The 26,035-nt window shown below is 73.2% G+C and carries 26 protein-coding genes, 1 tRNA gene and 1 pseudogene; 17 read left to right on the forward strand and 11 right to left on the reverse strand.

Annotation, left to right across the window (positions count from 1 at the left end):
- Window positions 1-44 precede the first annotated feature (44 nt).
- Genes C6N31_RS23850 through C6N31_RS23860 form a run of 3 tightly spaced genes read left to right on the forward strand, consistent with a single transcriptional unit; the run spans window position 45 to window position 2,390 of the window.
- Window positions 45-878: a hypothetical protein gene (locus tag C6N31_RS23850; RefSeq protein ID WP_244809507.1), complete on the forward strand. Its 834-nt coding sequence runs from the start codon at window positions 45-47 to the stop codon at window positions 876-878.
- A 53-nt stretch (window positions 879-931) separates the two neighbouring features.
- Window positions 932-1,636 (forward strand): esterase/lipase family protein, encoded by a 705-nt coding sequence (locus tag C6N31_RS23855; protein WP_187145068.1) that lies wholly within the window; start codon window positions 932-934, stop codon window positions 1,634-1,636.
- A gap of 22 nt (window positions 1,637-1,658) precedes the next feature.
- Complete coding sequence (locus C6N31_RS23860) at window positions 1,659-2,390, forward strand: class I SAM-dependent methyltransferase (protein WP_164295609.1); 732 nt, start codon at window positions 1,659-1,661, stop codon at window positions 2,388-2,390.
- A 136-nt stretch (window positions 2,391-2,526) separates the two neighbouring features.
- On the opposite strand, the gene C6N31_RS23865 is transcribed toward C6N31_RS23860, so the two are convergent.
- A complete protein-coding gene (locus C6N31_RS23865; RefSeq protein WP_164295610.1) occupies window positions 2,527-3,243 on the reverse strand; it encodes a Clp protease N-terminal domain-containing protein in 717 nt (238 codons plus the stop codon).
- Window positions 3,244-3,383: 140 nt separating this feature from the next.
- Between C6N31_RS23865 and C6N31_RS23870 the strand changes: the two genes are divergently transcribed.
- The 8 genes from C6N31_RS23870 (at window position 3,384) to C6N31_RS23905 (ending at window position 10,484) form a co-directional block, all read left to right on the forward strand.
- Window positions 3,384-4,412 (forward strand): hypothetical protein, encoded by a 1,029-nt coding sequence (locus tag C6N31_RS23870; protein ID WP_232485551.1) that lies wholly within the window; start codon window positions 3,384-3,386, stop codon window positions 4,410-4,412.
- A complete protein-coding gene (locus C6N31_RS23875; RefSeq protein ID WP_269287783.1) occupies window positions 4,405-5,748 on the forward strand; it encodes a sensor histidine kinase in 1,344 nt (447 codons plus the stop codon). Before C6N31_RS23870 ends, C6N31_RS23875 begins: the two co-directional genes overlap by 8 nt.
- Window positions 5,745-6,392, forward strand: coding sequence for a response regulator transcription factor (locus C6N31_RS23880; RefSeq protein ID WP_138355709.1), 648 nt, complete (start codon window positions 5,745-5,747; stop codon window positions 6,390-6,392). The genes C6N31_RS23875 and C6N31_RS23880 overlap by 4 nt, the downstream gene beginning before the upstream one ends.
- A 99-nt stretch (window positions 6,393-6,491) precedes the next feature.
- Entirely contained in the window at window positions 6,492-6,974 is a 483-nt protein-coding gene (locus tag C6N31_RS23885) for a GNAT family N-acetyltransferase (protein WP_138355708.1), read from the forward strand.
- A 63-nt stretch (window positions 6,975-7,037) separates the two neighbouring features.
- Entirely contained in the window at window positions 7,038-7,619 is a 582-nt protein-coding gene (locus C6N31_RS23890; RefSeq protein WP_138355707.1) for a TetR/AcrR family transcriptional regulator, read from the forward strand.
- Between the two features lie 126 nt (window positions 7,620-7,745).
- Entirely contained in the window at window positions 7,746-9,152 is a 1,407-nt protein-coding gene (locus tag C6N31_RS23895; RefSeq protein WP_138355705.1) for an MFS transporter, read from the forward strand.
- Window positions 9,149-9,910 carry an SDR family NAD(P)-dependent oxidoreductase gene (locus C6N31_RS23900; RefSeq protein WP_138355704.1) on the forward strand — a complete coding sequence of 254 codons (762 nt, stop codon included), beginning with the start codon at window positions 9,149-9,151 and terminating at the stop codon, window positions 9,908-9,910. The genes C6N31_RS23895 and C6N31_RS23900 overlap by 4 nt, the downstream gene beginning before the upstream one ends.
- Before the next feature lie 22 nt (window positions 9,911-9,932).
- Window positions 9,933-10,484, forward strand: coding sequence for a P-loop nucleotide/nucleoside kinase family protein (locus C6N31_RS23905; RefSeq protein ID WP_138355703.1), 552 nt, complete (start codon window positions 9,933-9,935; stop codon window positions 10,482-10,484).
- A gap of 235 nt (window positions 10,485-10,719) precedes the next feature.
- On the opposite strand, the pseudogene C6N31_RS23910 reads toward C6N31_RS23905, so the two are convergent.
- The 3 genes and pseudogenes from C6N31_RS23910 to C6N31_RS23920 form a co-directional block, all read right to left on the reverse strand.
- A pseudogene (locus C6N31_RS23910) lies at window positions 10,720-10,893 on the reverse strand (UTRA domain-containing protein); the annotation flags it as partial.
- A gap of 131 nt (window positions 10,894-11,024) precedes the next feature.
- A tRNA-Trp gene (locus C6N31_RS23915) sits at window positions 11,025-11,101 on the reverse strand.
- Window positions 11,092-13,182 carry a phage holin family protein gene (locus C6N31_RS23920; protein WP_138355701.1) on the reverse strand — a complete coding sequence of 697 codons (2,091 nt, stop codon included), beginning with the start codon at window positions 13,180-13,182 and terminating at the stop codon, window positions 11,092-11,094. Before C6N31_RS23920 ends, C6N31_RS23915 begins: the two co-directional genes overlap by 10 nt.
- Before the next feature lie 307 nt (window positions 13,183-13,489).
- Between C6N31_RS23920 and C6N31_RS23925 the strand changes: the two genes are divergently transcribed.
- Together C6N31_RS23925 and C6N31_RS23930 are read left to right on the forward strand one after the other, a co-directional pair.
- Window positions 13,490-14,263 (forward strand): MBL fold metallo-hydrolase, encoded by a 774-nt coding sequence (locus C6N31_RS23925; protein ID WP_187145067.1) that lies wholly within the window; start codon window positions 13,490-13,492, stop codon window positions 14,261-14,263.
- Window positions 14,260-14,898 (forward strand): DedA family protein, encoded by a 639-nt coding sequence (locus C6N31_RS23930; RefSeq protein WP_138355700.1) that lies wholly within the window; start codon window positions 14,260-14,262, stop codon window positions 14,896-14,898. Before C6N31_RS23925 ends, C6N31_RS23930 begins: the two co-directional genes overlap by 4 nt.
- Before the next feature lie 17 nt (window positions 14,899-14,915).
- Here the strand turns inward: C6N31_RS23930 and C6N31_RS23935 are convergent, their stop codons facing one another.
- The 3 genes from C6N31_RS23935 to C6N31_RS23945 all read right to left on the reverse strand — a co-directional run bounded on the left by C6N31_RS23935 (window position 14,916) and on the right by C6N31_RS23945 (window position 18,012).
- Window positions 14,916-15,911 carry an MBL fold metallo-hydrolase gene (locus C6N31_RS23935; RefSeq protein WP_381588468.1) on the reverse strand — a complete coding sequence of 332 codons (996 nt, stop codon included), beginning with the start codon at window positions 15,909-15,911 and terminating at the stop codon, window positions 14,916-14,918.
- Window positions 15,912-15,984: 73 nt separating this feature from the next.
- Window positions 15,985-17,160 (reverse strand): aminotransferase class I/II-fold pyridoxal phosphate-dependent enzyme, encoded by a 1,176-nt coding sequence (locus C6N31_RS23940; protein WP_138355698.1) that lies wholly within the window; start codon window positions 17,158-17,160, stop codon window positions 15,985-15,987.
- A 195-nt stretch (window positions 17,161-17,355) separates the two neighbouring features.
- A complete protein-coding gene (locus tag C6N31_RS23945) occupies window positions 17,356-18,012 on the reverse strand; it encodes an HAD family hydrolase (protein ID WP_244809504.1) in 657 nt (218 codons plus the stop codon).
- A gap of 60 nt (window positions 18,013-18,072) precedes the next feature.
- On the opposite strand from C6N31_RS23945, the gene C6N31_RS23950 reads away from it, so the two are divergent.
- The gene (locus C6N31_RS23950) at window positions 18,073-19,560 is read left to right on the forward strand and encodes a bifunctional phosphatase PAP2/diacylglycerol kinase family protein (RefSeq protein ID WP_198358127.1); all 1,488 of its coding nucleotides are present in this window, start codon (window positions 18,073-18,075) and stop codon (window positions 19,558-19,560) included.
- Window positions 19,561-19,648: 88 nt separating this feature from the next.
- Here the strand turns inward: C6N31_RS23950 and C6N31_RS23955 are convergent, their stop codons facing one another.
- Window positions 19,649-20,104, reverse strand: a complete 456-nt coding sequence (locus C6N31_RS23955; RefSeq protein ID WP_138355696.1) for an SseB family protein — start codon at window positions 20,102-20,104, stop codon at window positions 19,649-19,651.
- Between the two features lie 117 nt (window positions 20,105-20,221).
- Here C6N31_RS23955 and C6N31_RS23960 point away from each other — a divergent pair, with 117 nt between their 5' ends.
- Complete coding sequence (locus C6N31_RS23960; protein WP_198358128.1) at window positions 20,222-20,824, forward strand: GNAT family N-acetyltransferase; 603 nt, start codon at window positions 20,222-20,224, stop codon at window positions 20,822-20,824.
- Window positions 20,825-20,852: 28 nt separating this feature from the next.
- On the opposite strand, the gene C6N31_RS23965 is transcribed toward C6N31_RS23960, so the two are convergent.
- Window positions 20,853-21,920 (reverse strand): RNA ligase (ATP), encoded by a 1,068-nt coding sequence (locus C6N31_RS23965; RefSeq protein ID WP_138355694.1) that lies wholly within the window; start codon window positions 21,918-21,920, stop codon window positions 20,853-20,855.
- A gap of 161 nt (window positions 21,921-22,081) precedes the next feature.
- Between C6N31_RS23965 and C6N31_RS23970 the strand changes: the two genes are divergently transcribed.
- Entirely contained in the window at window positions 22,082-23,116 is a 1,035-nt protein-coding gene (locus tag C6N31_RS23970) for a ketopantoate reductase family protein (protein WP_198358129.1), read from the forward strand.
- Between the two features lie 16 nt (window positions 23,117-23,132).
- On the opposite strand, the gene C6N31_RS23975 is transcribed toward C6N31_RS23970, so the two are convergent.
- On the reverse strand, window positions 23,133-25,175 hold the full coding sequence (locus C6N31_RS23975; RefSeq protein ID WP_198358130.1) for a DUF5107 domain-containing protein: 2,043 nt from the start codon (window positions 25,173-25,175) through the stop codon (window positions 23,133-23,135).
- Between the two features lie 127 nt (window positions 25,176-25,302).
- On the reverse strand, window positions 25,303-25,443 hold the full coding sequence (locus C6N31_RS23980) for a hypothetical protein (RefSeq protein WP_164295626.1): 141 nt from the start codon (window positions 25,441-25,443) through the stop codon (window positions 25,303-25,305).
- Between C6N31_RS23980 and C6N31_RS23985 the strand changes: the two genes are divergently transcribed.
- Complete coding sequence (locus C6N31_RS23985) at window positions 25,442-25,855, forward strand: ankyrin repeat domain-containing protein (protein WP_138355691.1); 414 nt, start codon at window positions 25,442-25,444, stop codon at window positions 25,853-25,855. The two genes, C6N31_RS23980 and C6N31_RS23985, sit on opposite strands and share 2 nt — an antisense overlap.
- Window positions 25,856-26,035 lie beyond the last annotated feature (180 nt).

The following is a 26,035-nucleotide window of genomic DNA, read 5'->3' on the forward strand; positions in this document are numbered from 1 at the left end:
CCGGTCTACGATCTGCCCCCAGATGTCAATCTGACGGAGGATCAGTGACCGCCAAGCCGCCCCATGCCGCCGCCGTACTGGCCGGTGCCATCGCCCTCACCGTCGTCGGATCCACCGCGTCGGCCGCCTCCCCCGGCGGCTGGACCGAGACCGGCACCTCGTACACCGGTTCCCTGACCGGCGGCGAGGGCGTGGCCAGCCGCGCCGACGGCTCGCTGCTCTACCGGGGTCTCGGCTCGATCCCGATCGCCCTGCGCATCAAGGGGTGGAACCACGTCGGCGACCCGGACATCGCCCAGGGCCATGTCTTCGACGCCTACCAGGGCGGGGACGGCGCGACGTCGAAGATGTACGCCGTCACCACTCCCGGCGGGCAGCGCTACGAGTACGTGCACCAACTCGACGCCGGAGAGGCGCTGAACAACTCGTTCGCCGCCGTCTCCCCCGACGCGCAGTGGCTGGTCTCCGGCGAATGGGGCACGCAGAACCGCCTCCAGGTCTTCCCCGCGCCGCTGCTCAACCCGGCCACCCCGCGCACCGGCGGCGCGCTCCCGCAGGCCGGGCAGATCACCCTGAGCCGCGCGGTCGACAACATCCAGGGCTGCGACTTCGTCTCCGGCACCCGCCTGGTGTGCGTCTCCGACGACGACGCCAAGGACCTGGTGCAGGTCGACCTCCCGCGCGCGCTGGACGGCACCGCGGTCACCGGCCAGGTGACGACGCTGCTCCAGCTGCCGAAGCGCAGCATCTGCTCCGGCACCTTCGAGTCCGAGGGCATCGACTTCGACCCGCGCACCGGCACGCTGCGCGCGGAGGTCGTCCAGCCGGGCATCTGCATGGTCTCCACGTCGGTGTACTCCTACTCCCCCACCCCGTAGGAGCGGCCGGCACCACGGTCCTGTTCATCCCCCCACCTCGTAGGAGGCAGTTCATGCGTCTCATGCGTCGCAGATCGACCGTGCTCCTGTCCGTACTCGGCGCCCTGGCCCTGCTGTTCGGCGCGGCACCCGCGTCGATGGGCGCCCAGCCCGCCGGCCCGCCCGCGCACCATCCGGTGATCTTCGTGCACGGCTACAACGCCGACCCCGGGGTGTGGGGCGGCATGATCGCCGACTTCAAGGCCGCCGGGTACTCCGACAACGAGCTGTTCAGCTGGGGCTACGACACCCACCAGTCGGTCAACGAGGTACTGGCGGGCCGCTTCACCGACTACGTCAACAGCGTGCTGAGCAGCACCGGCGCGTCGAAGGTCGACCTGGTCGCGCACTCCTTCGGCAGCCTGACCACCCGCTGGTACGTCAAGTTCCGCGGCGGCACGGCCACCGTCGACCACTGGGTCTCCCTCGGCGGCCCGAACCACGGCACCTACACCTCGTGGGCCTGTGTGATCTGGGACCAGGCGTGCCGCGACATGTCGCCCGGCTCGTACGTGCAGAACCAGCTGGCGGCGGGCGACGAGACGCCGGGTGCCGTCAAGTACGCGACGTTCTGGTCGGAGTGCGACGAGGTCATCAACCCGGACAGCAGCGTCGCGCTCAGTGGCGCCGTCAACACGGACGCCGGGTGCCTGAAGCACAATGACCTGCTCGGGGACGACGGGGTATCGCAGGGAGTACGCGATTTCCTCGCCGGCTGATGACTCCCCGTAGGCTGCCCGTGTGCTGAACTACGACGTAGAAGCCGAACGGTACGACGCGACCCGCGGAGGCGTCCCCCGGGCGGAAGCCGCGGCCCGTGCCGTGCTCCAACTGGTGCCGGACCGGGCCCGCACCCTGCTCGATGTGGGGTGCGGGACCGGCCTGGTGACCGAGCGGCTCGCCCGACCGGGGCTGCGGGTCCTGGGCGTCGACGCGTCGGCCGGTATGGCGTCGGTGGCCGCCGGCCGGGTCGGCCCCGCCGTGGTGCTCGGCGACAGCCGGCGGCTGCCGTTCGCCACCGGGTCCGTGGACGCGGTGTGCGCCATCTGGCTGCTGCATCTGCTGCCGGACGCGGCGGAGGTCGTCGCCGAGTGCGCGCGGGTGCTGCGGCCCGGCGGGGTGTTCCTCACCACCGTCGACAAGGACCTGGCACACGGGGTGGACAGCGACATCGACGCGCTGCTCGCCCCGCACCTCATCCCGGACGCCTACGACGAGGCCGCGGCCGTCGTCGGCTGGGCGGCCGGCCACGGGCTGCGCCCCGGCGCGGAGACCTCCTTCACCGGCCACGGCCAGGGCCGGTCCCCGGCGCTGACGGTCGAGAAGATCCGCGCCGGATACTTCGCCTCCGCCCTGGAGTTCAGCCCGCGCCAGGCCCAGGGCGTCATCGAGGGCCTGGGCGCACTGCCGGGCCAGCACACCCCGCGCCCCGACCCCGTCTACCGGCTGCTCACCCTGGGCAAGGAGGCCTGACGACCTCTTCCGCGCGGGCGGTCCGTCGGGTCCTGGAGCGGGGCCGGTCCGGCGGGGCCCGGGGCGGGGCCGGTCCGGCGGGTCCTGTGGCGGCGAATCCTGGGCGGGCGGGCTCCGAAGTCCGCCCGCCGGCGGGCTACTTCGAGAGTTCGTGGAGCGTCGCGACGACCCACTCCTCCGTCAGGCCCTTGGTGACCCCCAGGCCCACCAGGGCCTGGGCGGCGGGGTCCTGCTCGTCGCTGAGGACGCCCAGCAGGATGTGTTCCGTGCCGATGTAGTTGTGCCCGAGGCGCAGCGCCTCGCGCAGGACGAGGTGCAGCGCCTTCTTGCCGCCGGCGGTGATCGGCATATGGCCCTTCACCGGCTCGGTCTCCCCGCCGGGGGTGCTGACGGCGGCGCGGACCGCCTCGGGCGGCGCGCCCAGTTCGACCATGGCGCGGCAGGCCAGCCCTTCCGGCTCATGGAGCAGGCCGAGGACGAGGTGTTCGGTGCCCAGGCTCGCGTGCAGCGCGGTGCGCGCCTCCTCCTGGGCGCTCTTGACCGTGTTGCGGGCGCGGTTGGTGAAGCGGCCGAAGAGGGAGTCGAGCGGCAGGTCGAGGTCGTCGGGGGTTCTCGGTACGAAGCGTTTCTGTACGGCCTGCTTGCTGACGCCCATGTTCTGGCCGATGTCGGTCCAGGAGGCGCCGGCCCTGCGGGCCTGGTCCACGAAGTGGCCGATCAGATGGTCGGCGACTTCGCCGACGTGCTCCGCCAGGGTCACCGCGTCGGAGAGGTTCTGCAGCGGGTCGCCGTCCGGGTGCCGTTCCTTGACGTGGGTGATGAGGTCGTCGAGTCGTACTGGGTGTCCCGTCATGCGTCAACTCTAGGTTGACGATTGCGAGGCGTCAACCCTTGGTTGACGATTGCCGCGGGCAGGCGGGTCCCCCGTTCTGGGGATGCGGATCGTCTTCCGGCCGGACGTGGCGGCCACGCCCGGCCGGGAGCGTGGACGGTATGGAATCCACCGCGCTCGACCACCCGTCCCCGCCCCTCGCTGAGCAGCGGCGGACCGCGCCGGCCCGCCGCGTCCTGCGGGCCGTGGCCATCGCCGCCTGCCTCCCGTATCTCACGCTCAAGATCGCCTGGCTCTCCGGCAGCACCGTCGGCATCCCGGCCGGCAGCTCGCTGCGCGGCAGCCTGGAGGACAGCTCCTTCTACGCCGTCAACGTCCTGACCGTCGCGATGGACCTCGCCGTCGTCGCGCTCGCCCTCGCGCTGACCCGCCCCTGGGGCCGCTGCCTGCCGGCCTGGCTGCTCGTTCTGCCCGGCTGGATCGCGACGGGGCTGATCGCCCCGATCGTCGTCGCCTTCCCACTGCAGACCGCTCTCTCCCTCATCACCGGCAGCCGGAGCACTCCCCCGGGGGATCCCTGGCTGGACGAGTGGGTGTTCGGCGTCGTCTACACCGGGTTCGGCATCCAGGGGATGGCCCTGGGCACCCTGTTCGTGCTCTACGCGAAGGACCGCTGGGGCCCGCTGCTGCGCGGCCGGACCGCGGACCTCATGGCGAGCCCCACCCGGCCCGTCCTGCGGATCGCGGCGGCGGCCGCCGCGGCCGCCACGCTGCCGCCCGCCGTCCTGCACACCGTCTGGGCCTGCGGCGGAACCGTCGGCCTCACCGCCTCCCGGATCGCGGAACACACCACGACCACCGCGATCGTCGAGGCCGACAGCGCCGCGTTCGCGGTGCTCGGGGCCGTCGGGATCCTGCTCGCCGCCTTCCGTCCGGGCAGGACCCGGCTGGTGGTCCCGCTGGCGCTCGGCTGGACCGGCGGCGCGGCCTCGGCGGCGTGGGGCGGCTGGATGCTGCTGGCCGGGATCGTCGCGCCGGACGACTCCGGCGAACCGGGGACGTCCCCGCTCATGGACCTGACCTACGCTGTGCAGATGCTCCTCGGGATGCTCGTTCTCGTCGCCGGCGCCTATCTGCTCGCGGAACGCGCGGCGGCGCGCGGCGCGACCGCCACCCCGCGACGTGGCTGACGCAACGGACCGGACGGCGCCGGATCCCACAGGGGAGCGGTGGCCCGGTCCGACGCCGGTGCCGTCCCGGACGCGCGGCGCGCTCTTCCGGGCGGCCGGCGCGCTGTTCGGCCGTCGGGCCCGGCTCCGGTGGGTCCATCTCATCCTCGGCGGCGCGCTGTTGATGCCGTTCTACCTGCTGATGAACACCGCGCTGAACGTCGCCGCGCACGCCGAAGAGGGCAGCGGCGTCTGGGTCGCGCAGCAGTTCGGCGCCTTCGCCCTCGCCCTGCCGATCGCGGCGGCCGCCGCCGCGGTCTTCCCCCTCGTACGCGATCTGGAGGGGTCGGCGGCGCGGGCGCTCGGCGCCGGCCCCGAGGGCGGGCCCGCGCCCTCGGAGGACCGGACGTGGGCGGCGCGGGTCCGGACGTCCTGCTGGTTCGTGCTGCACGTGGGGCTCGGCGGCATCGTCAGCGGAATGACCCTGGCCGTCCCGCCGGCCGCCGTGGTGCTGCTGGCGCTGCCGTTCTCCGCGCGGCTGCGCGAGAACGAACTCCCCTGGTCCCGCCCGCTCACCCTCAGCCACCACGTACTGGCGCCGTTCGCCGCCGTGCTCCTGCTGACCGCGCTCGCACTCACCGCCAAGGGTGCGGCCGCGCTCCTGGCGCGCTGCTCCCCCGAGCTGCTCGGCCCGACGCCCGTCGACCGGCTGGCCGCCGCCGAACAGCGCACCCTACGGCTGGCCCTGCGCAACCGGCTGGCCCGCGAACTGCACGACTCGGTGGGGCACGCGCTGAGCGCGGTGACACTGCAGGCCGGCGCCGCGCGCAAAGTGCTGGACCGCGATCCGGAGTTCGCCCGGCAGGCCCTGGCCGCCATCGAGGAGACCACCCGGCGCGCGGTCGCCGAACTCGACGACGTACTCGGCCTGTTGCGCGAGGACGTCGACGGCTCGACCGCTCCCCCGGGCCCCACCCTCGACGGCCTCGACGCCCTGCTCGGGCAGACGCGGGCCGCGGGCGTCCCGCTGGACGCGTCCGTCGAGGGCGACCTCGACGAGGTGCCGCCGATGGTCTCGCGCGAGGCGTACCGGATCGTGCAGGAAGGCCTCAGCAACGCGCTGCGGCACGCGGGACAGGTACCGGTCGGGCTGCGGATCGCGCTGGCGGACGACGAGTTGGAGATCGAGATGGTGAACCCGGTGGTGGCAGCTCCCTCCCGCAGAACGGGCGGCGGCCGCGGCCTGACGGGCGTTGAGGAACGCACGTCCGTACTGCGCGGCCGCTTCGAGGCGGGAACCGACGGATCGCGGTGGCGGCTGCACGTCACCCTCCCGCTGGGGGCGGGGACCCGATGAAGCTGCGGATCATCCTCGCCGACGACGAGCGGATGGTGCGCACGGCGCTGCGCGCGATCCTGGAGAGCGAACCGGACATGGAGGTCGTCGGCGAAGCCGCTACCGGCGCCGAGGCCATCCCCCTGGTGCGCGAACTGCGCCCGGACGTCGTCCTGATGGACGTCCGCATGCCGGAGATCGACGGCATCCGCGCCACCGAACAGCTGGTGCGCACCATGACGGATCCGCCGCGCATCGTCGTCGTGACCACCTTCGAGAACGACGCCTACGTCTACGAGGCGCTGCGCGCGGGCGCCGCCGGCTTCCTGCTGAAGCGCGCCGGAGCGGACCAACTCGTCCAGGCCGTACGACTGGTGACCCGCGGCGACTCCCTGCTCTTCCCGGCAGCCGTACGCGCACTCGCCGCCCGCTACGCCCCCGTCGACCCCTCGCAGGCCCTCCGCGACCGCCTCACCGAGCGCGAGGCCGAGGTGCTGCGCCTGATGGCGTCGGGCCTGTCGAACGCGGAGATCGCCGAACGACTCGGCCTCGGCCCTGAAACCGTCAAGACCCACGTCGCCCGAGTCCTCGCCAAACTCGGCGCCCGCGACCGCACCCAGGCCGTCATCGCCGCGTACGAATGCGGCTTCGTGGTGCCCGGTTGACGCGGGTTGGTGGCACCGGCCGAGGCGTAGGCTTCGGTCCGGTAACGGCCAGGTCTCGATTCGGGGAACCAATGGTCGTCGTTCTGCGTCATATTCAGCATGAATGATCTTCCTGTACGCATACGCCCTGCCGAGATGGACGACCTGGACGCGGTCGTGAGCATCCACACGGCGGCGTGCGCCGCGGCCGGAGCGGAGCCCGACGCGGTGGGCGGGCTGCTCGCGCGGTTCAACGGGTGGGCGCGGGCCATCCAGTTGCCCGGGAAGACGACGCTGATCGCCGAGGCCGACGGCGAGGTGGTGGGCGTGCTCTCCATGGAGTCGGACGCGCCCGGCACGGCGCTGGAGCTGTCGCAGATCCATGTGCGGCCCGGCCAGTGGCGGCGCGGCATCGGCGGCCGGCTGCACGCGGCGTACGTCCAGTCCCTGCAGGAGACGGGCGTGCTCACCGGGCTCGCCGGGGTGTGGGAGCACAACGACCGGGCGCGGGCGTTCTACGCCCGGCTCGGGTGGCGGCCGGACGGAACGGTGGAGACGAACGGGGACGGCCTGCGGCGTCTGCGACTGCGCCTCGAGGTCTGACCCCCAGGGTTCGGGACCGAACGTTCTTGACCGATCGTTCTCGATACGGGTAGCGTCGTTCCCGTGGCCAGGACCAAGGAATTCGATCCGGACGCCGCGCTGCAGTCGGCCCTGGAGCTGTTCTGGCGGCGCGGCTACGAGGCGACGTCGATGGCCGACCTCGTCGAGCATCTCGGTATCGCCCGCGCCAGCATCTACGGGACGTTCGGCAGCAAGCACGGGCTGTACGTCAGGGCGCTGGAGCGGTACGGCGAGCTCTGCGACCCGGCCCTGATGGAAGAGCTGTCCCAGCCGGGGCCCGCGCTCCCCGCGGTCCGTTCCGTGGTGACGCGCTTCGCGGAGGAGTCCGCCTGCGACGACCTGCGGCGCGGCTGTTTCATCACCAACACCGCGGTCGAACTGGCTCCGCACGACCGGGTCGCGGCCCGGCGCGTCGAGGCCAGTTGGGACTGGCTGGAGACGGCGCTCGCCTCGGCCCTCACCCGCGCCGGAGCCCAGGGGGAGCTGCCCGAAGGGCGCGATCCGCAGGCGCTGGCGCGGCTGTTGCTGGTGCTCATGCAGGGCATGCGGGTGGTCGGCAAGGCCGGCCAGGACCCGGCCCGCGTCAGGGACGCGGCGGCACAGGCTCTCTCCCTCCTCGACTGAAACTTCGACCAACCGACCAACCGACCGTCCGACCGACCGGGCCTGGACCGGGCCCGGAGTGGGCTCCTGCCTGCCCCCATTCGAGAATGATCGATCCAGTATCACGCCAGAAAGGCGCAGGGGGACATGTCGTCGAAGCACGGCTTCGCGCTGCTCGGAACCATCCAGGCCGCACTCATCTTCACCATCATGATCCTCATGGTGCCGCTCCCCCGGATAGCCCGGGAGTTCGGCCTCGACCCGTCACAACTCCTGCTGCTCAGCGCCGCGTACGGACTCTCCTTCAGCGGACTGCTGCTCCTCGGCGGCCGGCTGGTGGACCGGCACGGCGGGCGACGGATGCTGGTGGTCGGTCTGTCGGTCTTCGCCGCCGCCTCGGCGGCGGGCGCCCTGGCGCCCGGTTTCACCGTGCTGACGGCCGTCCGGTTCGCGCAGGGGCTCGGCGCGGCACTGACCGCTCCAGCCGCGATGGCCCTGGTACGCGCCCTGTTCCCGGCCGCCGCCGGCTACGACCGGGCCATGGCGACGTGGGGCGGCCTCTCCGTCCTCGGCGCGACCGCCGGGAGCCTGTTCTCCGGTGCCGTGACGGCCTGGGTCTCCTGGCGGCTGACGTTCCTCGTCCCGGTGCTCGTCGCGCTGGCCGGGCTGGCCCTCGCCCCGCGGCTGCTGCCCGCCGACCCGCCCCGCGCCGCCGCGCCACCACCGCTCGACGTACGCGGCGCCGTCACGGCGACCGCCGGTGTCACAGCGGCCGGCTACGGGCTGGTCGCCACCGGGGAGCGGTCCTGGTCGTCGGCTGCCGTACTCGTTCCGCTGGCCTCCGGCCTGCTCCTCCTCATCGCCTTCGTGCTCGTCGAACGCCGGGCCCGCGAACCGCTGCTGCCGCCCGGCTTCCTCCGCGACACCCGGCGCGTCACCGCCCTGGCCGCCATCATGATGACCGCCGCGGGCACGGCGCTCACCTTCTTCCTGCTCTCCCTCTACCTCCAGCAGGTACGCGGCTGGACCCCGCTGCGGACCTCCGCCGCCTTCATCCCGTACGCCGCCGCCCTCGTCGGCTCCGGCCGCGCCGCCGGCCCGCTCATCAGGCGGTACGGAGCACGCGCGGTCACCGCCGGCGGACTGGCGCTCGGCGCGGCCGGGCTCCTGCTGCTCGCCGGCCTCGACGCGCGGTCGCCGTACGCCACGGGCCTGCTCCCCGGTCTTCTCCTGCTGCCGGCCGGAGCCGGACCGGCGTTCGCGGGCGCCACCGTGCTCGCCACCGCCGGGGTGCCGCACCGGCGGACGGGGCTGGCGGCCGGCGTCATGAACACCGCCATGGAACTGGGCCCGACCATCGGCCTCGCCGCACTGATGTCGGTGGCCGCCACCCGTTCCACGCCCGTCGCCGGATACGCGGCCGCTTTCGGCGCCGCCGGTATCGGCTACGCGCTCACCGCGGTCGCCGCAGCGCTGCTCCTGCGCCCACACCCCGTACCGAACCCACCCGCCACACCCCTCGCACCGCTCACCACCAAGGAGTTGTCGTCATGACCGCACGCTTCACCGGCAGGACCGTCCTCGTCACCGGTGCCGGATCCGGTATCGGCCGGGGCATCGCCCTCGCCTTCGCCCGGGAGGGGGCCAGGGTCGCCGTCGCCGGACGTACGGCGGAACCGCTCAAGGAGACCGCCGCCCTCATCGAGGCCGAGGGCGGCGAAGCCGCCGTCGTCACCGCCGACATCACCCGCTCGCAGGACGTACGGCGCCTGGTCGAGGACACGGTGGCGCGCTTCGGCGGACTCGACATCGCCGTCAACAACGTCGGCATCCTGACGACTCCCGCCCCGGTCGCCGACATCTCCGAGGACGACTGGCGGTCGAGCCTCGACACCAACCTCACCGGCACTTGGCTCTCCATGAAGTACGAGATCGCCCACATGCGCGCCCACGGCGGCGGCGCGATCGTCAACGTCTCCTCCAACCTCGGCGCCCACGGCCGCGTGCCGAACCTGGCCGCGTACGTCGCCGCCAAGGCCGCCGTCAGCGCCCTGACCCGCAACGCCGCCCTCGACCACATCGCCGACGGCGTCCGCATCAACGCGGTCAGCCCCGGCCCCGTCGACACCCCCATGTCCACCCGCCCCGGCGAGACCCCCGCCGACAAGGCGGCCCGCATGCGGCGCGACGTCCCCGCCGGCCGGGCCGGCTCCCTCGACGAGATCGCCGCCGCGGTGCTCCATCTCGCCTCCGCTGAGGCCGGGTTCACCGTCGGGGCTGACCTGGTCCTGGACGGCGGCATCACCGCCTGACCACGCGGTTAGGCTCGACGCCATGATTATCTGGTTGAACGGGACCTTCGGCGCGGGCAAGACCACCACGTCCAAGGAGCTCGCCGCGATGGTCCCGAACGCCCGGATCTTCGACTCCGAGCAGGTCGGCTACATGCTCCGCCACGTCCTGGAATCCGTGCCCGTCAAGGACTTCCAGGACTGGCGGCCATGGCGCGCCCTGGTCGTGGAGACGGCGACCCAGATCCTCGGCTACGTCGGCGGCGTACTCGTCGTCCCCCAGTCGGTCCTGGTGGAGCAGTACTGGACGGAGCTCAGCGCCGGGTTCGCCGCCGCGGGAATTCCCGTGCGCCACTTCGTCCTCCACACGGACCAGGACACCCTCACCCGCCGGATCGAATCCGACACCGTGGAGACCGGCGCCCGCCAATGGCGCCTCGACCACCTCACCGCCTACGAGTCGGCCCGCCCCTGGCTCAGCAGGACGGCCGAGACCATCGACACCACGAACCTCCCGCCGGACCGGGTCGCCCACGCGATCGCCTCCGCCGTCCAGCCACAAATTCCTTGCGACGCCCCCCGGCCCTCCGCCTAAACTGACGTCGTCCAGGTGCGCAAGCAACGGTTACTTCCTTCAGGAGGACGAGGTTCCGGGTTCGACTCCCGGTCGGCGGCCCAGCCGCCGGTAGCTCAACGGCAGAGCGCGTTGTGTCACCGTCGCCAAACCAGATCTCTGGACACCTACGCGAACAGGCGCCCCCTCCCGCTCCGGCGGAAGGGGGCGCCTTCGTTCGACTCCGAGAGCTCTGTTCGGACCTCGTCCACGGCTGTTCGATCGCGATCTCATAGGCGATCTCCCAGCGGACGTCCGGGATGACGATGTCCGCCGTCTCGACGGGCCGGCCCTCGGTGTCGTAATAGGTGCGCTCGATCTCCAACACCATGTCACCGACCGAGATGCCGAGCAGATTCGCCTGCGCCTGGGTGGCGCGTGCGGGGCTCGGGTGCTGCCGCTCGCCGACCATCCATCGGACACCGACGGTGGCATTCGATTCCGCGAGCACACGGCGCATGCGCCGACGGTGCGGGGAAGCCGCTGGCGCGGCTCCGGGATCTTCGCGCGGAAGTGAGTGACTGGCAAGGGCGGCAGGAATTGAACCTGCGACATCTGGTTTTGGAGACCAGCGCTCTGGCCATCTGAGCTACGCCCCCTGGTGTTGAGGCAACTCTCCCGGTTCCGGCAGGTCCGGTGCAAACGGGTTTTCGGGGAGGGGCTGGTCCGGGCGCTCGGCGAGCCAGTCGCGCAGGACGTCGTGCAGGGTTTCGGCGCCTGCCAGGGGGTGTTCGGGTTCGGTCAGGGTGCCGGGGAAGAGGAGGAAGGGGCGGCTCTGGTCGCCGCCGAGGCCGCCGTGGGAGCCGGCTTGCTGCTCGAAGGCGTGGACGGCGCCGGTGGCGGGGTCGTACGAGGAGTTGACCATCAGGTCGGCGACGTGCGGGAAGCCGTCGGTGCGGCGGACCGTTTCGGCGGCGCCCTTGCCGAACGGGGCGAGGGGGTCGGCGATGTGGATGCGGCCGGTGTCGAGTTCGTGTTCCGCGCCGCCCGCGCCCAGCGCGAGCGGGCCCCGGGCGGCGCTGCGGACCAGGACGAAGCCGATGCCCGGGTGGTCCACCAGGGTCTTCAGCAGGGTGGGGTAGCGCTCGTCGATCTCCTCGCGGGTGACGCGGCCGGGGAGGTCGGGGAAGGTGACGAGGCCGAGGTTGCCCGAGGCCAGGACCACCGGGTCGGAGGGCGGGCCCGCGCACTCCTTCTCCTCCTCGGGGTGCCGGCCGCGTTCGTCCCGGTGGAGGGCGGTGCGAGCCGCGGTCCTGGCCTCCGCGCCGCTCACGCTGCGCCCGGCGCGGCGCGGTACGGGGAGGTCGCAGCCGGCGCGGACGAGTTCCTTCAGCGTCAGGCCGTACGCGTCGGCGAAGGTCTCGCCGTGGCTCTGGCCGTGGTCCGAGAGCAGCACGATCCGGTACGGGCGCGGGGCGTAGCGGGCGGCGTCGGCGATGAGCCGGATCGAACGGTCCAGCCGGTTGAGCACCTTGAAGGCGTCGCGGCTGCGGGGCCCGGAGTGGTGGGCCACCTCGTCGTAGGCGACGAGGTCCGCGTAGACCGCGGTGCGGCCGGCGAGCATGTCGCCGATCACCGCGGCGACGGCGACGTCGCGTTCGATGACGGTCGCGAAGGCGCGCAGCAGCGGGTACAGGCCGCCGCGTTTGATGCGCGGCCGGTCGCGGCGCAGCCGGGAGGCCGTCGACTCGACGATCTCGCGGGCGACTTCGGCGACGAAGGACCAGGCGGTGCGCACGGCGTTGGCGGGGTCGGAGAAGTACGCGAAATAGCCGGACCGGGAGCGGCGGAAGGTGCCGCGCCGGGCCGCCGCCGACATCACCAGCGCCATCTGGTCCGCGCCGCCGCTGAAGAGGTTGCCGCGGCTCGCGCCGTCCTCGGCGAGCAGGCCGCGCGAGCCGGTGCGCCCGACCGCCCGGCGTTCCAGTTCCGCTGCGCTGGAGGGCCGGTTGCAGACCATCAGCTGCCCGGTGTCCTTCTCGAACCAGCGGAAGGCGGGCACGTCGTGGTTGGAGCCGTGCAGGATGCCGAGTTGGCTGGCGCCGGTCTGGCTGCTCCAGTCGGTGCGCCACGGCACCAGCCGGTGGCTGCTGTCCAGCCACCCGGCGACGGTCTCCATCGCCGGGGGTCTGGTCCGTCCGCCGCGCTGCGAGGGGCGGACGGCCTCGCGCAGTACGTCGTGGCCGACGCCGTCGAGCTGGAGGAAGAGCGTGCCGGGGGGCGCCGGCCGCCGCGCCGCGCCGCGCTCGGGCCTGCGGCGGCCCGCGAGCCGCGCGAGCCGTCGTCCGTACGCCTCGTCGTCGCGCACCGCGAGCGCGGTGCTGGTCGCCGACGAGGTCGCCGACATCACGGCGGCGATGACGACGGCGGTCGCGGGGGTGACCTCGCCGTGCGGGGTGAGCCGCAGTGCGATCAGCAGCAGCGACCCGTTGAGGAAGAAGACCAGCATGCCCAGCACCAGCGCCGGGACCATCAGCAGGGCGCGCACCAGCACCGGCCAGACCAGGGCGCTGAGCACACCGAAGGCGCCCGCGCCGATCCCGGCCGTGACCGCCATCTGCGGGGGGTCGTCGCCCTTCGGCGACTGGATGCTGAAATCGGGCAGGATCCCCGCCAGGACGGCCAGCGTCGCCGCCGACACCGCCCAGACGATCACCACCCGCGCGACGGCCCGCCCCATGGACCGCCACCGCCACCGCCGCAGCACGCCCAGCTCACCTCACGTCCGTTCCGCGGCCCGGTCACCGGTACCGCCGGTTCCGGGAAACTGCTCCACGCCGTCCACCCTGTCACAACGCCCACCGGCCGCCGCTCAGGCCACCCCCGGCGGGCACCCCGGCAGGCACCTCGGCGGGCACCGCGGAGGGCACCCCGGCAGGCACCGCGGAGGGCACCCCGGTAGGCGCCCCCGCACCCGCCCGGTGATCGGCATAGGGTCGGGGACAGCGGGCAGGGGCGGACGAGGGCACGGCGGAAGGACGGTTCCGGTGGCGGTGGAGATCACGTGGTGGGGGCATGCCACGGTGACCGTGCGCGACTCGGGCGTCCGGGTGCTGACGGATCCGCTGTTCGTGAGCCGGCTCGCGCATCTGCGGCGGCGGCGCGGAGCCGTACCACCGCCGGAGGCGGCGGTCGCGGACGTCGCCGTCGTCTCCCATCTGCACGCCGACCATCTGCATCCCGCCTCGCTGGCCCGCCTCGCGCCCGGCACGCGGGTACTGGTGCCGCGCGGCGCTCCGCAGGCCGTGCCGGGGCTGCGGCGGCTGCGGGACCTCGACCTGGTCGAGGTGGTGGCGGGCGACGAGGTACGGGTCGGCCCGCTGACGATCCGCGCGGTGCCCGCGGCACACGACGGACGGCGGCTGCCGTACGGGCCGCACCGCGTCGCGGCGCTCGGGTACGTGGTGCGCGGCGAGGCCCGCACGTACTTCGCCGGTGACACCGGGCTGTTCGACGAGATGGCCGACGAGGTCGGACCCTGCGACGCGGCGCTGCTGCCGGTCGGCGGCTGGGGCCCGTTCCTGGGCGCGGGGCACCTGGACGCCGGACGGGCAGCGCAGGCCCTGGCGCGGCTCGCGCCCGGAGCGGCGGTGCCGATCCACTACGGAACGTACTGGCCGGTGGGCATGGACGCGGTCCGGCCGCATGAATTCCACTCCCCGGGCACCGAGTTCGTCCGGCATGCCGCGGTGCTCGCGCCGGAGGTGGCCGTGCACCGGCTGGAGCACGGCGAGAGCGTACGGCTGGCGGCCGCGCGGTGATCCGCTTTCTCGCGGAGACGGCGTCGTCCACCACCTCGCAGACCACCCGGCAGGCGGTCGGCTATCCCACGCTCTTCCTGCTGGTGGTGCTCGGCTCGCTGGTGCCGGTGATCCCGACCGGAGCGCTGGTCAGCGGCGCGGCCGTGGTCGCCTTCCACCAGAAGTCTCCGTTCGCGCTCGTGCTGGTCTTCGGGGTGGCGGCGCTCGCCGCGTTCATCGGCGACGTCGGCCTGTACTGGCTCGGGCAGCGCGGAATCCGCTCCAGGAACGGCTCGCGCTGGCTGCGCCGCCTGCAGAGCCGGGCGGATCCGGACCATCTGGCCAAGGCGCAGCGGCAGCTCGACGAGCACGGTGTAGCGGTCCTGGTGCTGTCCCGGCTGATCCCGGCCGGCCGGATCCCGGTGATGGTGGCCTGTCTGCTCGGCGAGCTGCCGCTGCGCCGTTTCGTGCGCGGTGACATCGCGGCCTGTCTGGCGTGGGCTGCCGCGTACCAGCTGATCGGGATCGTCGGTGGTTCGCTCTTCCCCGAGCCGTGGCAGGGCGTGGCGCTCGCGGTGGGCATCGCCTTCCTCGTCGCGCTGGTGCCGCAGGTGTGGCGCCGGACGGGACGGAAGGCCGGCCCGCCCGGCGAGTAGCGAATACAGGCAGTCAGCTACGGCTCGCGGCTCAGGACCCGCGAGGCCCCGACCGGCAGGTCCCAGAGCCCCTCGCGGGGACGTCCGGTGGCGGCCCAGGCCGCCCGCACCCGCGCCAGCGGTTCGAGCGGCGGCTCGGCGGAGAGCAGGAACGTGGCCCAGTGCATGGGCGCCATGGCGGCGGCGCCGAGGTCGAGGCAGGCCTGGACGGCCTCCTCCGGGTCGGTGTGGACCGGGCTGAGCATCGCCCGGGGGTCGTACGCGCCGATCGGCAGCAGTGCCAGGTCGATGCCCGGGTGGGCGCGGCCGATCTCGGTGAACCAGTGGCCGTAGCCGGTGTCGCCCGCGAAGTAGACGCGCTGCCCGTTCCGGTCGGACAGCACCCAGCCGCCCCACAGCGAACGGCAGGTGTCGGTGAGGGTCCGCTTGCTCCAGTGGTGCGCGGGCACGAAGTCGAAGCGCACACCGCGCAGTTCCGCCGCCTCCCACCAGTCGAGTTCCGTGACGTGGGTGAAGCCGCGGCGGCGGCACCAGCGGGCGAGTCCGGCGGGGACGAAGAGCGGGGTGTCGCGCGGCAGCCGTTTGAGGGTAGGCGCGTCGAGGTGGTCGTAGTGGTTGTGGCTGATGACGACCGCGTCGATGTGTGGCAGCTCGTCCCAGGCGACACCCACGGGGGTGACGCGGGCCGGGGTGCCGAGGATCTTCTCCGACCAGACGGGGTCGGAGAGGACGGTGAGCCCGCCGATCCGCAGCACCCAACTGGCGTGCCCGGCCCAGGTGACGGCCACGGTGTCGGCGTCGACGTCCGGCAGCGGGCCGGGTTCCACGGGCAGTCCGGGGACGGTGGCGAGCGATTCGGCGGTGGGGCGCAGGCCCCCCTCGCGCAGGGTTCTGGCCATCTCGCGGAACCCGGGGAGCGGGGCGGTGAGGCGGTCCGCGAAGGATCTGGGCCATACGCGGCGTTCACCGAGCGGACGTGGCTCGGCGAGGGCGCGCTCGGTCTGATCGGTCATCGAGTCTCCCATCCGTTGGCGGCGCGGGCTCGGACGGGCGCGGTGGGACGCGCCCCCGGTCACCGACCGTAGTTCAGCCGGCCGTCAGTTCGGTGAAGGCCGCCTCGAGTTCTGTCAACGCTTGGGATACGTGTGGGACTTCCAGCGGATCGATCGCGTCGAGAGCCGCACGCCGCTCCTGGTCGGTGCCGCCGTGCAGCGGGCCGGTGTCGATCCTGACCCGGAGCGCGGCCGGGTCGTCGCCGAACCGGTGGCCGCCGAGGACCCGCCGGCCCAGCCGCAGGGAGAGATGGCGTTCGAGGGCGGGCGCGTCGGGGAGGTCGTGGGTGTCGTGCGAGGTCAGCTCGGCGTAGAGCTGGAAGCCGGCCTGGGGCGGCCGGCACAGCGCGCCGGCGGCGGTGACCGCGCGGTACGCGCCGGCCCCGACGGCCGCGTGCAGCCGGTTCGCGGCGGCGGTGTGGGCGCGTACGTCGTCCGGTTCGGTCAGGGCGTACGCCGCCGCCGAGGCGACCGGCGCCAGCAGGACGGACCGCAACTCGGCGCAGACCCGCGCCACCCGCTCCCGCAGTCCGGTGCCCTCGTCGGAGTCCGGGAACCTGGCCAGCGCGACCGGACAGCAGGTGGGCGCGAGGGATCCACCGAGGTCGGTGAGGACGATCGTCCGCTCGGGAAGCATCTCGGCGGGGCTGAGCAGGACCGTACCGGGGTCGTGGCGGGTGTCGCTGTAGGTCTCGTCGGACACCACGATCAGCCCCGCCTCGGCGGCCGCCTCACAGCTCTCGTGCAGCAGTTCGGGCGAGGTGACGGTGCCGGTCGGGTCGTCCGCCGGCGACAGCAGGAGCACCCGCGGGTCGGCGCCCTCCGTCCGCGCCCGGCGGACGGTCTCCAGCAGGGCGAACGGGTCCGGCGCGCCGCCGCCCTCCGCCGGCGTCGGTACGGCGAACACCTCGCGGCCGAGCAGCCGGGCGACGGGCGCCTGCCAGGCGGCGGAGGGCCGGGCGAGCACCAGGCCGCCGCCGGTGGCGGCCAGGATCGCGAGGAGCAGCGGCTCGGCGCCGGCCGCGGCCACGATGCGCCCCGGATCGGTCCACAGCCCGCGGCGCCCCCAGTACCCGGCCGCCGCCTGCCGCACCGCCGGGCTGCCGCCGGCCGGTTCCGGCCCGCCGCCGCCCACGAGGTGCGCGGTCCAGTACGCGGGGACGGGCAGCCCCGGATCGGGCCTGAGGTCGTACGGGGTCGTCCCCTGCATCCGTGCCTCCGGTGGGTCAGTGGCTGCGGCCACCTTCCCAGTCGGCGCGCGCGCCACAGGAGTGCCATGCCCTCCCGCCACGCCGCCCACCCGTTTGCGCCGGGGCCGGGTTCCTCCCGATCCGACCGTGAGCGGCTCGGAGCCGCCTCGGGTCCGACTCGGGTGCGGCACGGTTCCCGCTCGCGAGCGGCTCCCTCAGAAGCCGCCGAGCAGGAGTTCCGGCAGGTCGCGCATCTCGTCGAAGACGACCGTCCCCGGCCCTTCGAGCCAGGCCCGCGGCGTGAGCCCGCCGTAGTAGCCGAAGGCGCGCATGCCCGCCGCGCGGGCCGCTTCGACGCCGTAGCGGCTGTCCTCGACCACGACGCAGCGGGCCGGGTCCGCGCCCAGCGCGCGGGCCGCGTGCAGGAACAGGTCGGGGGCGGGCTTGCCGTGCTCGACCTCGGACGCGCTGAAGATCCGGCCCTCGAAGCGGGAGTGGAGGCCGGTGAGGCCGAGCGAGTGCCGCAGTCCCGGGTGGGTGTTGCTGGACGCGACGCAAGTGGGGAGGGTGATCAGGCCGAGGGCTTCGGTGATGCCGTCCACGGCGGTCAGTTCGGCCTCGAACGCCGACCGGTACCAGGGCCGGTAGCGGTCGTACCAGCCCTCGGGGAGCGGCCGGCCGAGCTGCTGCTCGATCGCGGCGGTCATGTCGCGGTGCGAGCGGCCGACGAACCGTTCGACGATCTCGGCCTCGGTCAGCGGCCAGCCGAGTTCGGCCAGCATCAACGCGTCGACGCGGACGGCGAGGCGCTCGCTGTCCACCAGGACGCCGTCGCAGTCGAAGATCACCAGGTCTATTCGATCATCAGCCACCCGGGCATCCTAGGCGAGCGGGGTGGTATCGATGGCCGCTGCCCGGGTAGCCGCTAGCGCATGAAGCAACGCGCCAGGGCCCACTCCTTGAAGACGTGGGACCACAAGCTGTTCCATCAGGTCGCCAGCCATCGCTGGCCGGGCGCCGAGCCCGTGCTGCCCCGGCTGAGCCGCAGCGCCAACCACGGGCTGCTGTGGTTCGGGGTGGCCGCCGGGATCGCCGCGGTCGGCGGAAAGCCCGGCCGGCGCGCGGCCCTGCGCGGTGTGGGGTCGCTGGCGCTGGCCTCCGCGACGGTGAACACCGTGGGCAAACGGGCCGTCCGCCGGGCGCGTCCGATACTGGAATCCGTCCCGGTGATACGCCGGCTGCGGCACCAGCCCTTCACGACCTCCTTCCCCTCCGGGCACGCGGCCTCGGCGGCCGCCTTCGCGACCGGGGTCCTCATGGAGTCGGGCCGCTGGGGCACGGTGGTGGCACCGATCGCCGCCTCGGTGGCGTTCTCCCGGGTCTACACGGGGGTGCACTACCCGAGCGACGTGGTCGCCGGTGCGGCGTTCGGCATGGGAGCCGCCCTCGCGGTGCGGGCGCTGATCCCCACCTCGAACGGGCCGGCCGCCGACGTGGGCCCTGACGTCAACGCCCCTTCGCTGCCGGCGGGGCGCGGGCTGTTCGTCGTGGTCAACGAGGCATCGGGGCCGCCGGCGTTCCTCAACCCGCCCGCCGACCGGATCCGCGCCGCGCTGCCGGAGGCCGTGGTAGCGGAGCGCTCGGAGGACGACGACCTGGCGGAACTGCTGGAGAAGGCCGCCCGGCAGGCAGTCGAGCACGACGGTTCGCTCGGGGTGTGCGGCGGCGACGGAACGGTCACGCTGGCCGCGTCGATCGCCCTGCGGCACAGCCTTCCGCTGGTGGTCTTCCCGGGCGGAACGCGCAACCACTTCGCGCTCGACCTCGGCATCGAAACGGTCGAGGACGCCGCCGCGGCGGTCGTGGCGGGAACCGCGTCGGCCGTCGACCTGGCGACGTACACCTCGTACGACACCCCGGGCGGCGCCGAGGCCGTCCCCTTCGTGAACACCTTCAGCATCGGCTCGTACCCGGAGCTGGTGCGCATCCGCGAGCGCTGGTCGCGGCGGGTGGGCAGCTGGCCGGCGAGCGTGCTGGCGGCGGTGCACGTGCTGCGCACGTCCGAGCCGGTCGACGTCGAGATCAACGGGCGCCGCCGGTCGGTCTGGCTGATCTTCGCCGGGAACTGCGAGTACTCCAGCGTGGGGCTCGCGCCGGTGCGCCGCCGCGATCTGAACGACGGGATCCTGGACGTACGCATCGTGGACGGCGGCCCGTTCGCCCGCACACGGCTGCTCGGGGCCGCCGTGACCGGCTTCCTCACCCGCTCCCCCGTGTACTCCGCCGCCAAGCTGCGCCGGCTGCGGATCCGCGGCCTGGCCGCGGGCAGCCGTCTCGCCTACGACGGCGAGGTGGTCCCCGCGCCCTCGGAACTGCTGCTGGGCAAGCTGCCCAGTGCCCTGGTGGTCTACCGGCCGTGAGCCGCCGGGACGGCGGGCGACGGGACGGCGGGCGACGGGATGACAGGCAGGGCCGGGGCCGTCGCGACCCCGGCCCGCCGCATCCGGGTCATGAAGCCGGTCCCGAGCCCGGCCCCGAGCCCGACAGGGCGGCCAGCGCCCGCACCCCGGGGCCCGCGATGCTCAGGGCGTCCGGGGAGCCGGTGTCGATGGAGAGCGTGAGTTCGTCGGACGGCCAGCTGCCGCTGAGGGCGGACAGCGGCACCAGCCGGTAGCGGTGCGTACCCGGCAGTGCCTGCGCCATCCGCTCCTCGGAAGTGAACACCGGCACCAGCTTGACCCCGTCCTCCTGCTCGTACACCGGCAGCTGGATCCCCTGCGGCGCCGCGGGGTCCTGCTGTTCCGGGGCGTCGGGGTCGGGGTCGCCGGGCCCGCCGGGAACGGGAAGCAGCACGTCACTGAGGGCGAGGGTGCTCAGGGCGATCACGTTCTCGCCGCCCTGGGCGATCTCGTGGAGGGCTTGCTGCGCCGGGGGCAGGGCGCCATTGGAATGGATGTCGGTCATGGCTACGAGTCCTTTCGGCGACTGAACCTCCCGCGTACCCCACCGAGGGACGGAACATGCCGTCCAGGATCCAAAACCGGCTGGCCGGACCAAGCGGGCTGTGGTTACGGTGCGTGCATGGTTGCCAAGTCGCCCTCACCCACCGTCCTGACCGGCCGCTTCGTCCGGCTCGAACCGCTCGGCCCGGAACATGTGCCGGATCTGTTCGCCGCCGGAGGCGGTGACGAGGAGGTGTGGCGCTGGCTGCCCGCGGAACCGCCTCGCACGGAGGACGAGCTGCGTGATCTCGCGATCACGGTCTGCGCGCAGAGCCGGGAGGCGGGCGGTGTCGCCTACGCCGTGATCGAGCTCAGCAGCGGCCGGGCGGTCGGCTGGACGACGTTCCACGAGGTGAGCACGGTCGACGAGCGGCTCGAGATCGGCTGGACCTGGTACGGCCGCGCCTACTGGCGCAGCCCGGTCAACACCGAGACGAAGCTGCTCCTGATGACCTACGCCTACGAGGACCTGGGCATGGGCCGCATCATGTGGAAGACCGATCTGCTCAACACCCGCTCCCAGGAGGCGATCCTGCGGCTGGGCGCGCAGCGCGAGGGGGTCTGGCGCCGCCACCGGCTGCGGTCGGACGGTGTCACCTGGCGTGACAGCGTCTTCTTCTCGCTCCTCGCGGACGAATGGCCGGACGCGAAGCGCCGGCTCCGCGCCCGCCTGGACGGCTGACGGGCGCGGTCCCACGCGTCGCACGCTCTCACTCGTACTCGGTGCCGCCCTTGCGGGTCAGATAGGCGTCACTGACGACCTTGGCGATGGCCCGGCCGCCGACCACCGGGCTGTAACGGTCGTCGGCGGTCCGCACCACGACGCCCTCGCGCACATGCAGTCCGCGCCCCGACACCGTCTCCGCGCCCTGGGCCAGCTTCAGCGCCGTGTCCAGATCGAAGGGGCCGCTGAACAGGACGGGCACCAGCGGCAGCTCGCCCGCCAGCAGTTCGTGCGGATCGAGCCAGCGGACCTGGCCGTCGATCTCGGCCGACACGTCGAAGGCCGCGAAGGCGGGGACGTCGCGCCGGCCGTCCTCCCCGTACCCGAGGTCCTGCACGCCGGCCCCGTAGACCTCACCGAAGATGCCGACCCGGGACGCGTCGAGCCGCGCCGCGAGCCGGGCGGCGACGGCGGGCAGGCCGTGGCCGCGCACGGCGCGCCAGTACAGGTTGCCGTCGGCCTCCTGGAGCGCCAGCCGCTGCGAGCCCAGGCCCTTGGACGTGACCTGGATCCGGCCGGTGTCCGCGAAGTAGCTGAAGCAGCAGGCGGTGCCGTGCAGCTTCTCCGTGATCACCACCTGGTCGCCGGGCGCGAAGATGTCCGGATAGCGCTTGAGGTTCTCGATGTCGGTCCACGGCAGCAGATCCGGCGCGGCCTCGACGTCGCCGCTCATCGACACCGGGATCGGCGGCACCCATTTGACGATGCCCAGCCGCTCCGCGAAGTCCTCCCCGTCAGCGGCGGCCTGCTCCAGATCCGTGCCCGCGAGAGCCTCCGGCCGGCACACGATGCCCTGCGAGAGCTCACCGCGCAGCCGCACCGCCCGCACCCGGTTCGCAGCCGACCCCGCAAGCCTGCCGGTCAGCCCCAGCTCCCCGATGAGCGCGTCCGGCAGCACGGCCTGCTCGGGTATGTACACCGCGAACTCACCCGTCCGGTAGGCCCCCTTCGCCACGACCGCCCGATAGAGCCCGACCTGCGCCAGCTCCAGCGCGTCCGCGTTCGGGTGCTCGTGGATCGTCAGCCGCTCGGCGCTCACACGCAGCGTGGACATGCGGCAACCCTCCCCCGTCGTTCGTCACGGAACCGGCTAACGCGGGCTCCGGCCACCACTCTGGCTGCAGGAACGCCGCCTCGGCCAGCGATTTCTTGGACCGGCGCGACGGCCGGCGCCCACCCTGCGAGAAGACTTGACGTGTGTGCGAGTCTCGGACGGTGCGATACATCATCATCGGTGCCGGCGCGATCGGCGGAACCATTGGCGGCAGGCTCTTCGACAGCGGCCGGGAGGTCGTCCTCGTGGCGCGGGGTGCGCATTACGAGGCGCTGCGGGACGGCGGGCTGCGGCTGACGTTGCCGAGCGGGTCGCTCAAGCTGCCGATCCCGGTCGTCGACGGGCCGAAGGCCCTCGAACTACGCGCGGACGACGTCCTGGTGCTCGCCGTGAAGACACAGGACAGCGTCGCGGCGCTGGACGCGTGGGCCGGGCGGCCGGTCGTGGGCGGGGGTACGGCGGGCGATCGGCTGCCGGTGGTGTGTGCGCAGAACGGGGTCGCGGGTGAGCGGCTCGCGCTGCGGCGGTTCCGGCGGGTGTACGGGATGTGTGTCTGGTTGCCGGCCAGCTATCTGGAGCCCGGGTCGATCGAGGCGTCGTGCGCGCCGCTGACCGGCATTCTGCACATCGGCCGCTTCCCGGCGGGAGCGACGGGCACATCGGGGGCCGACCCGTTGGCGGAGCGCATCGCCACGGATCTCAAGGAGTCGGGCTTCGACGCGCCCACACCGCCCGATGTGATGCGCTGGAAGTACGGCAAGCTGCTCAAGAACCTCGCCAACGCGCTGGAAGCCATCTGCGGCCCGCTCGACGGCGACGACGCCCACGACGTGTTGCGGCGTGCTGTCGCGGAGGGCGAAGCGGTGCTGGACGCGGCCGGTATCGACCGGGCGAGCGACGCCGAGCAGACGGCGGCCCGGGGCGACCGCATCCAGCTCCAGCCCCTCAACGGAGTGACCCGCGGCGGCGGTTCGTCGTGGCAGAGCCTCACGCGGGGCACGGGCTCCATCGAGGCGGACTACCTCAACGGGGAGATCGTGCTGCTCGGCCGGATGGCCGGCATCGACACTCCGGTCAACGCGGCGCTCCAGCGGATCGCCAACGCGTTCGCCCGCGAGGGCCGCCGGCCCGGGGAGCTCACGATCCCCGAACTGACGGCCCTCATCGACTCCTACGAGCGGACCCAACGGGACTGATGGTGTCCTCGCACCGTCAGAGCTCCGCCGCCGGACGCATCCGGTAGTCGTACGCCTCCGGCAGCGGGTGCTCGGCGCGCGCCCGCTGCTTGATGTCTGCGGTCACCGGGCCGTCGCCGGCGATCAGCCGCTCCGCGATGGTGTACCAGGTGTCGCTGAGCGACTCCTCGCCCTCGCGGAGGTCGTCGACGACGAAACCCGCGTCGAAGATCGCCCGCGCGGCCGGCACATCGCCCTGCGCGAGCAGCACCTGTGCCTCCAGCAGCCGGAACCGGCCACGCCCGGCGTGACCCGGTACGTGCTCGTCCAGGACGAACGCCGCGTCGTCGGCGCGGCCGACCGCGAGCAGCGCGGTGACCGCCTCCCGGGCGAGCCCGGCCGAGGCCGCCCACCAGGCGTCGTCGTCGAGCACCTCGTGGTGCGCGATGTCGGAGGCGGCCAGGAAGCGGTCGGCGGCCCGTTCGAGGTGGCCGTCCTCCTGGTCGGCGACGGCGAGACAGCGCAGCACCGGCCAGGTCTCGTGCTGCGCGGCTGAGCGTTCCCAGCTCCTGATGGCCTGGGCGCGGTCGCCCGCGTGCCACTGGGCGACGCCGAGGAAGTAGTCCCGGTACCACTCGTTCCCGTCGTAGGTGTCCGCGGCCTCCAGCAGCTCGCGCCACTCCGGCGCCACGAGCGCGGGGCCGGGCGGCGCGTCCGCCGCCGGCCTCGGGAACATGCCGGCGACCAGCAGCTCCAGCCAGGGCTTCTGCTGCGCGCCCAGCGTCGCGGGGTCGAACGGTGTACCCGGCAGCGCGAACCGGGCCCGCTCGACCTCGAGCGCTCCCCAGCCCGAGCCGGTGGCGATGACGTCCTTCGGCTCGGTGTCCGCGTGCGGCAGCCAGGCGGCGTAGGCGGCGTCGACGTCCGCGCGCGGCAGGACGCTCTCCAGCCGGTCCTCGACTGCGGCGCGGGCCGCGGTCCAGTCGTCGCCGTGGACGGCGGCCGGGTCGGCGGCGAGCGGACCGTAGGCCTCCAGCCAGGAGAACTCGGCGCCCGCCTCCATCGGTATGTGCTCCAGCTGGGTACGGGCCAGGCCCGCCTGGATCTCCAGGTAGCCGCCGGTGCCCGGCTCGGTGAGCCACTGCTGCCAGCGGCGGCCGCCGCGCCCGTTGCCCCAGAGGAAGAGCTTGCGGCCGCGCAGCCGGTCGGTCGAGGTCTGGACGAGGCCCTGGCCGGCGTCGTCCAGGGCGGTGACCCAGCGGCGGTTGCCGTCCGCTACTTCGTAGAAGTAGTCGGCGGGGTGCTCGGACCGGGTCGGGTACGTGACGTCCGTACCGTCCCCTTCGGGCACCGGTACGCGCCGCAGCGAGCGGGCGTAGCCGAAGTGCCACGCCTCGTCGGCGGGGGCGAGCACGCGCGTGCCGTCGGTCTCCGGGACGGCGATGTTGGACCACCAGTAGACCGGCACCGTGCGGTGGTGCGGGTTGCGGATCCGGACGCCCACGTACAGGAAGTCGGAGTCCTCCGGCAGCCACATGTCGATCTGGAACGGCAGGTCCCGCAGCCGCTCCCACTCCCACAGCCGCAGCATCTCGCCGCCGTCGGGGGCGGGTACGCGGGCGGCGTGCAGGGGCGCGCAGGTGAGGGTGGTGTGTCCGGTCGCCCCGAGGTTCCATTCCACGCCGCCGGAGAACCAGGCCCCGGCCAGCCCGAAGTCGGCCGGCTGGACGACGGGGTTCCGGTAGAGCAGCTCACGGCCGGTGGCCTTCTGCACGAGCGAGTGCAGCCGGCCGCCGAGACCGGGCAGGACGGTGGCACGTACCCGGTCGTTCTCGATGACGACGGCCTCGAACTCGGCGGGGGCGCGCTCGCGGCCGTACCCGTCGAGGAGCCGTACCGGCAGGACGGAGTGCAGCGGCGCGTAACCGACCTGGCGTGCCATGTCGGCCGGGAGTCCGGCGCGTTCGCGCGGATCGAGCTGGTGCACCTCGTCGAGGGCGCGCAGCGCGGGCAGCGGGTTCTCGGGGCCGATCGGGGCAGCCGGGATGGTCACAGCGATACGTCGCACGGTCGTAGCCAAGGCCACCTCATCCAGTCACGCGGGGCCGCCGGGGAACAGGCGGCCGTCTGATGACCATGGAACAGGGTTACGGCGCCGCTGAACAGGCCCTGCCTCGGTCAGGGTTGGGCAAAGCCCACGCAATCGGTCAGAAGATCGACTGCCCGGGACCGTCCCCGACCGTCCCGGCGAGCTTCCCGGACGGTCCGGGAGACGTCCCGGACCGTCCGGAAACCGTCGCGTTCCACGACAGGCCGTGCACGGTGATCGCCACGTAGGGTGGTCGCATGACGGAAGCGAATCCCGACACCGAGCCCGCGCACGACCCCGAGGTGCTGCAGTTGGCCGGCCAGGTCTTCGACCTCGCCCGTGAGGGCGGAACGGCGACCCTCGCCGCGTATGTGGACGCTGGCGTCCCCGCGAATCTCACCAATGACCGGGGCGACACGCTGCTCATGCTCGCCGCCTACCACGGGCACGCCGACGCCGTCGCCGCCCTGCTGCAGCGCGGCGCCGACCCGAACCGGCCCAACGACAAGGGCCAGACCCCGCTGGCCGGAGCGGTCTTCAAGGGCGAGGACGCGGTCGTCCACGCGCTGGTGGCGGGTGGCGCCGATCCGTCCGCCGGCACGCCCAACGCCATCGACACGGCCCGTATGTTCGGCAAGGACGAGCTGCTGAAGCTCTTCGGCGCGCAGTGATCCCCACGGGGATTCCGACCTGACGAGGCGGTGGCCGCCCTGTGCGTGACGGCCACCGCTTCACTCACATCAGTCAGCTGATTTCTTCGGTGCGGGTGGTGAGTTGTTCGGCTCCGCGGGTGGTCAGGGAGCCGTGCAGGCGCAGGCGGGAGATGCCGCCGTCGGGGAAGATGTCGATCC

It is taken from the genome of Streptomyces fildesensis (genome assembly GCF_016107395.1).
GTDB classification, from domain to species: domain Bacteria; phylum Actinomycetota; class Actinomycetes; order Streptomycetales; family Streptomycetaceae; genus Actinacidiphila; species Actinacidiphila fildesensis.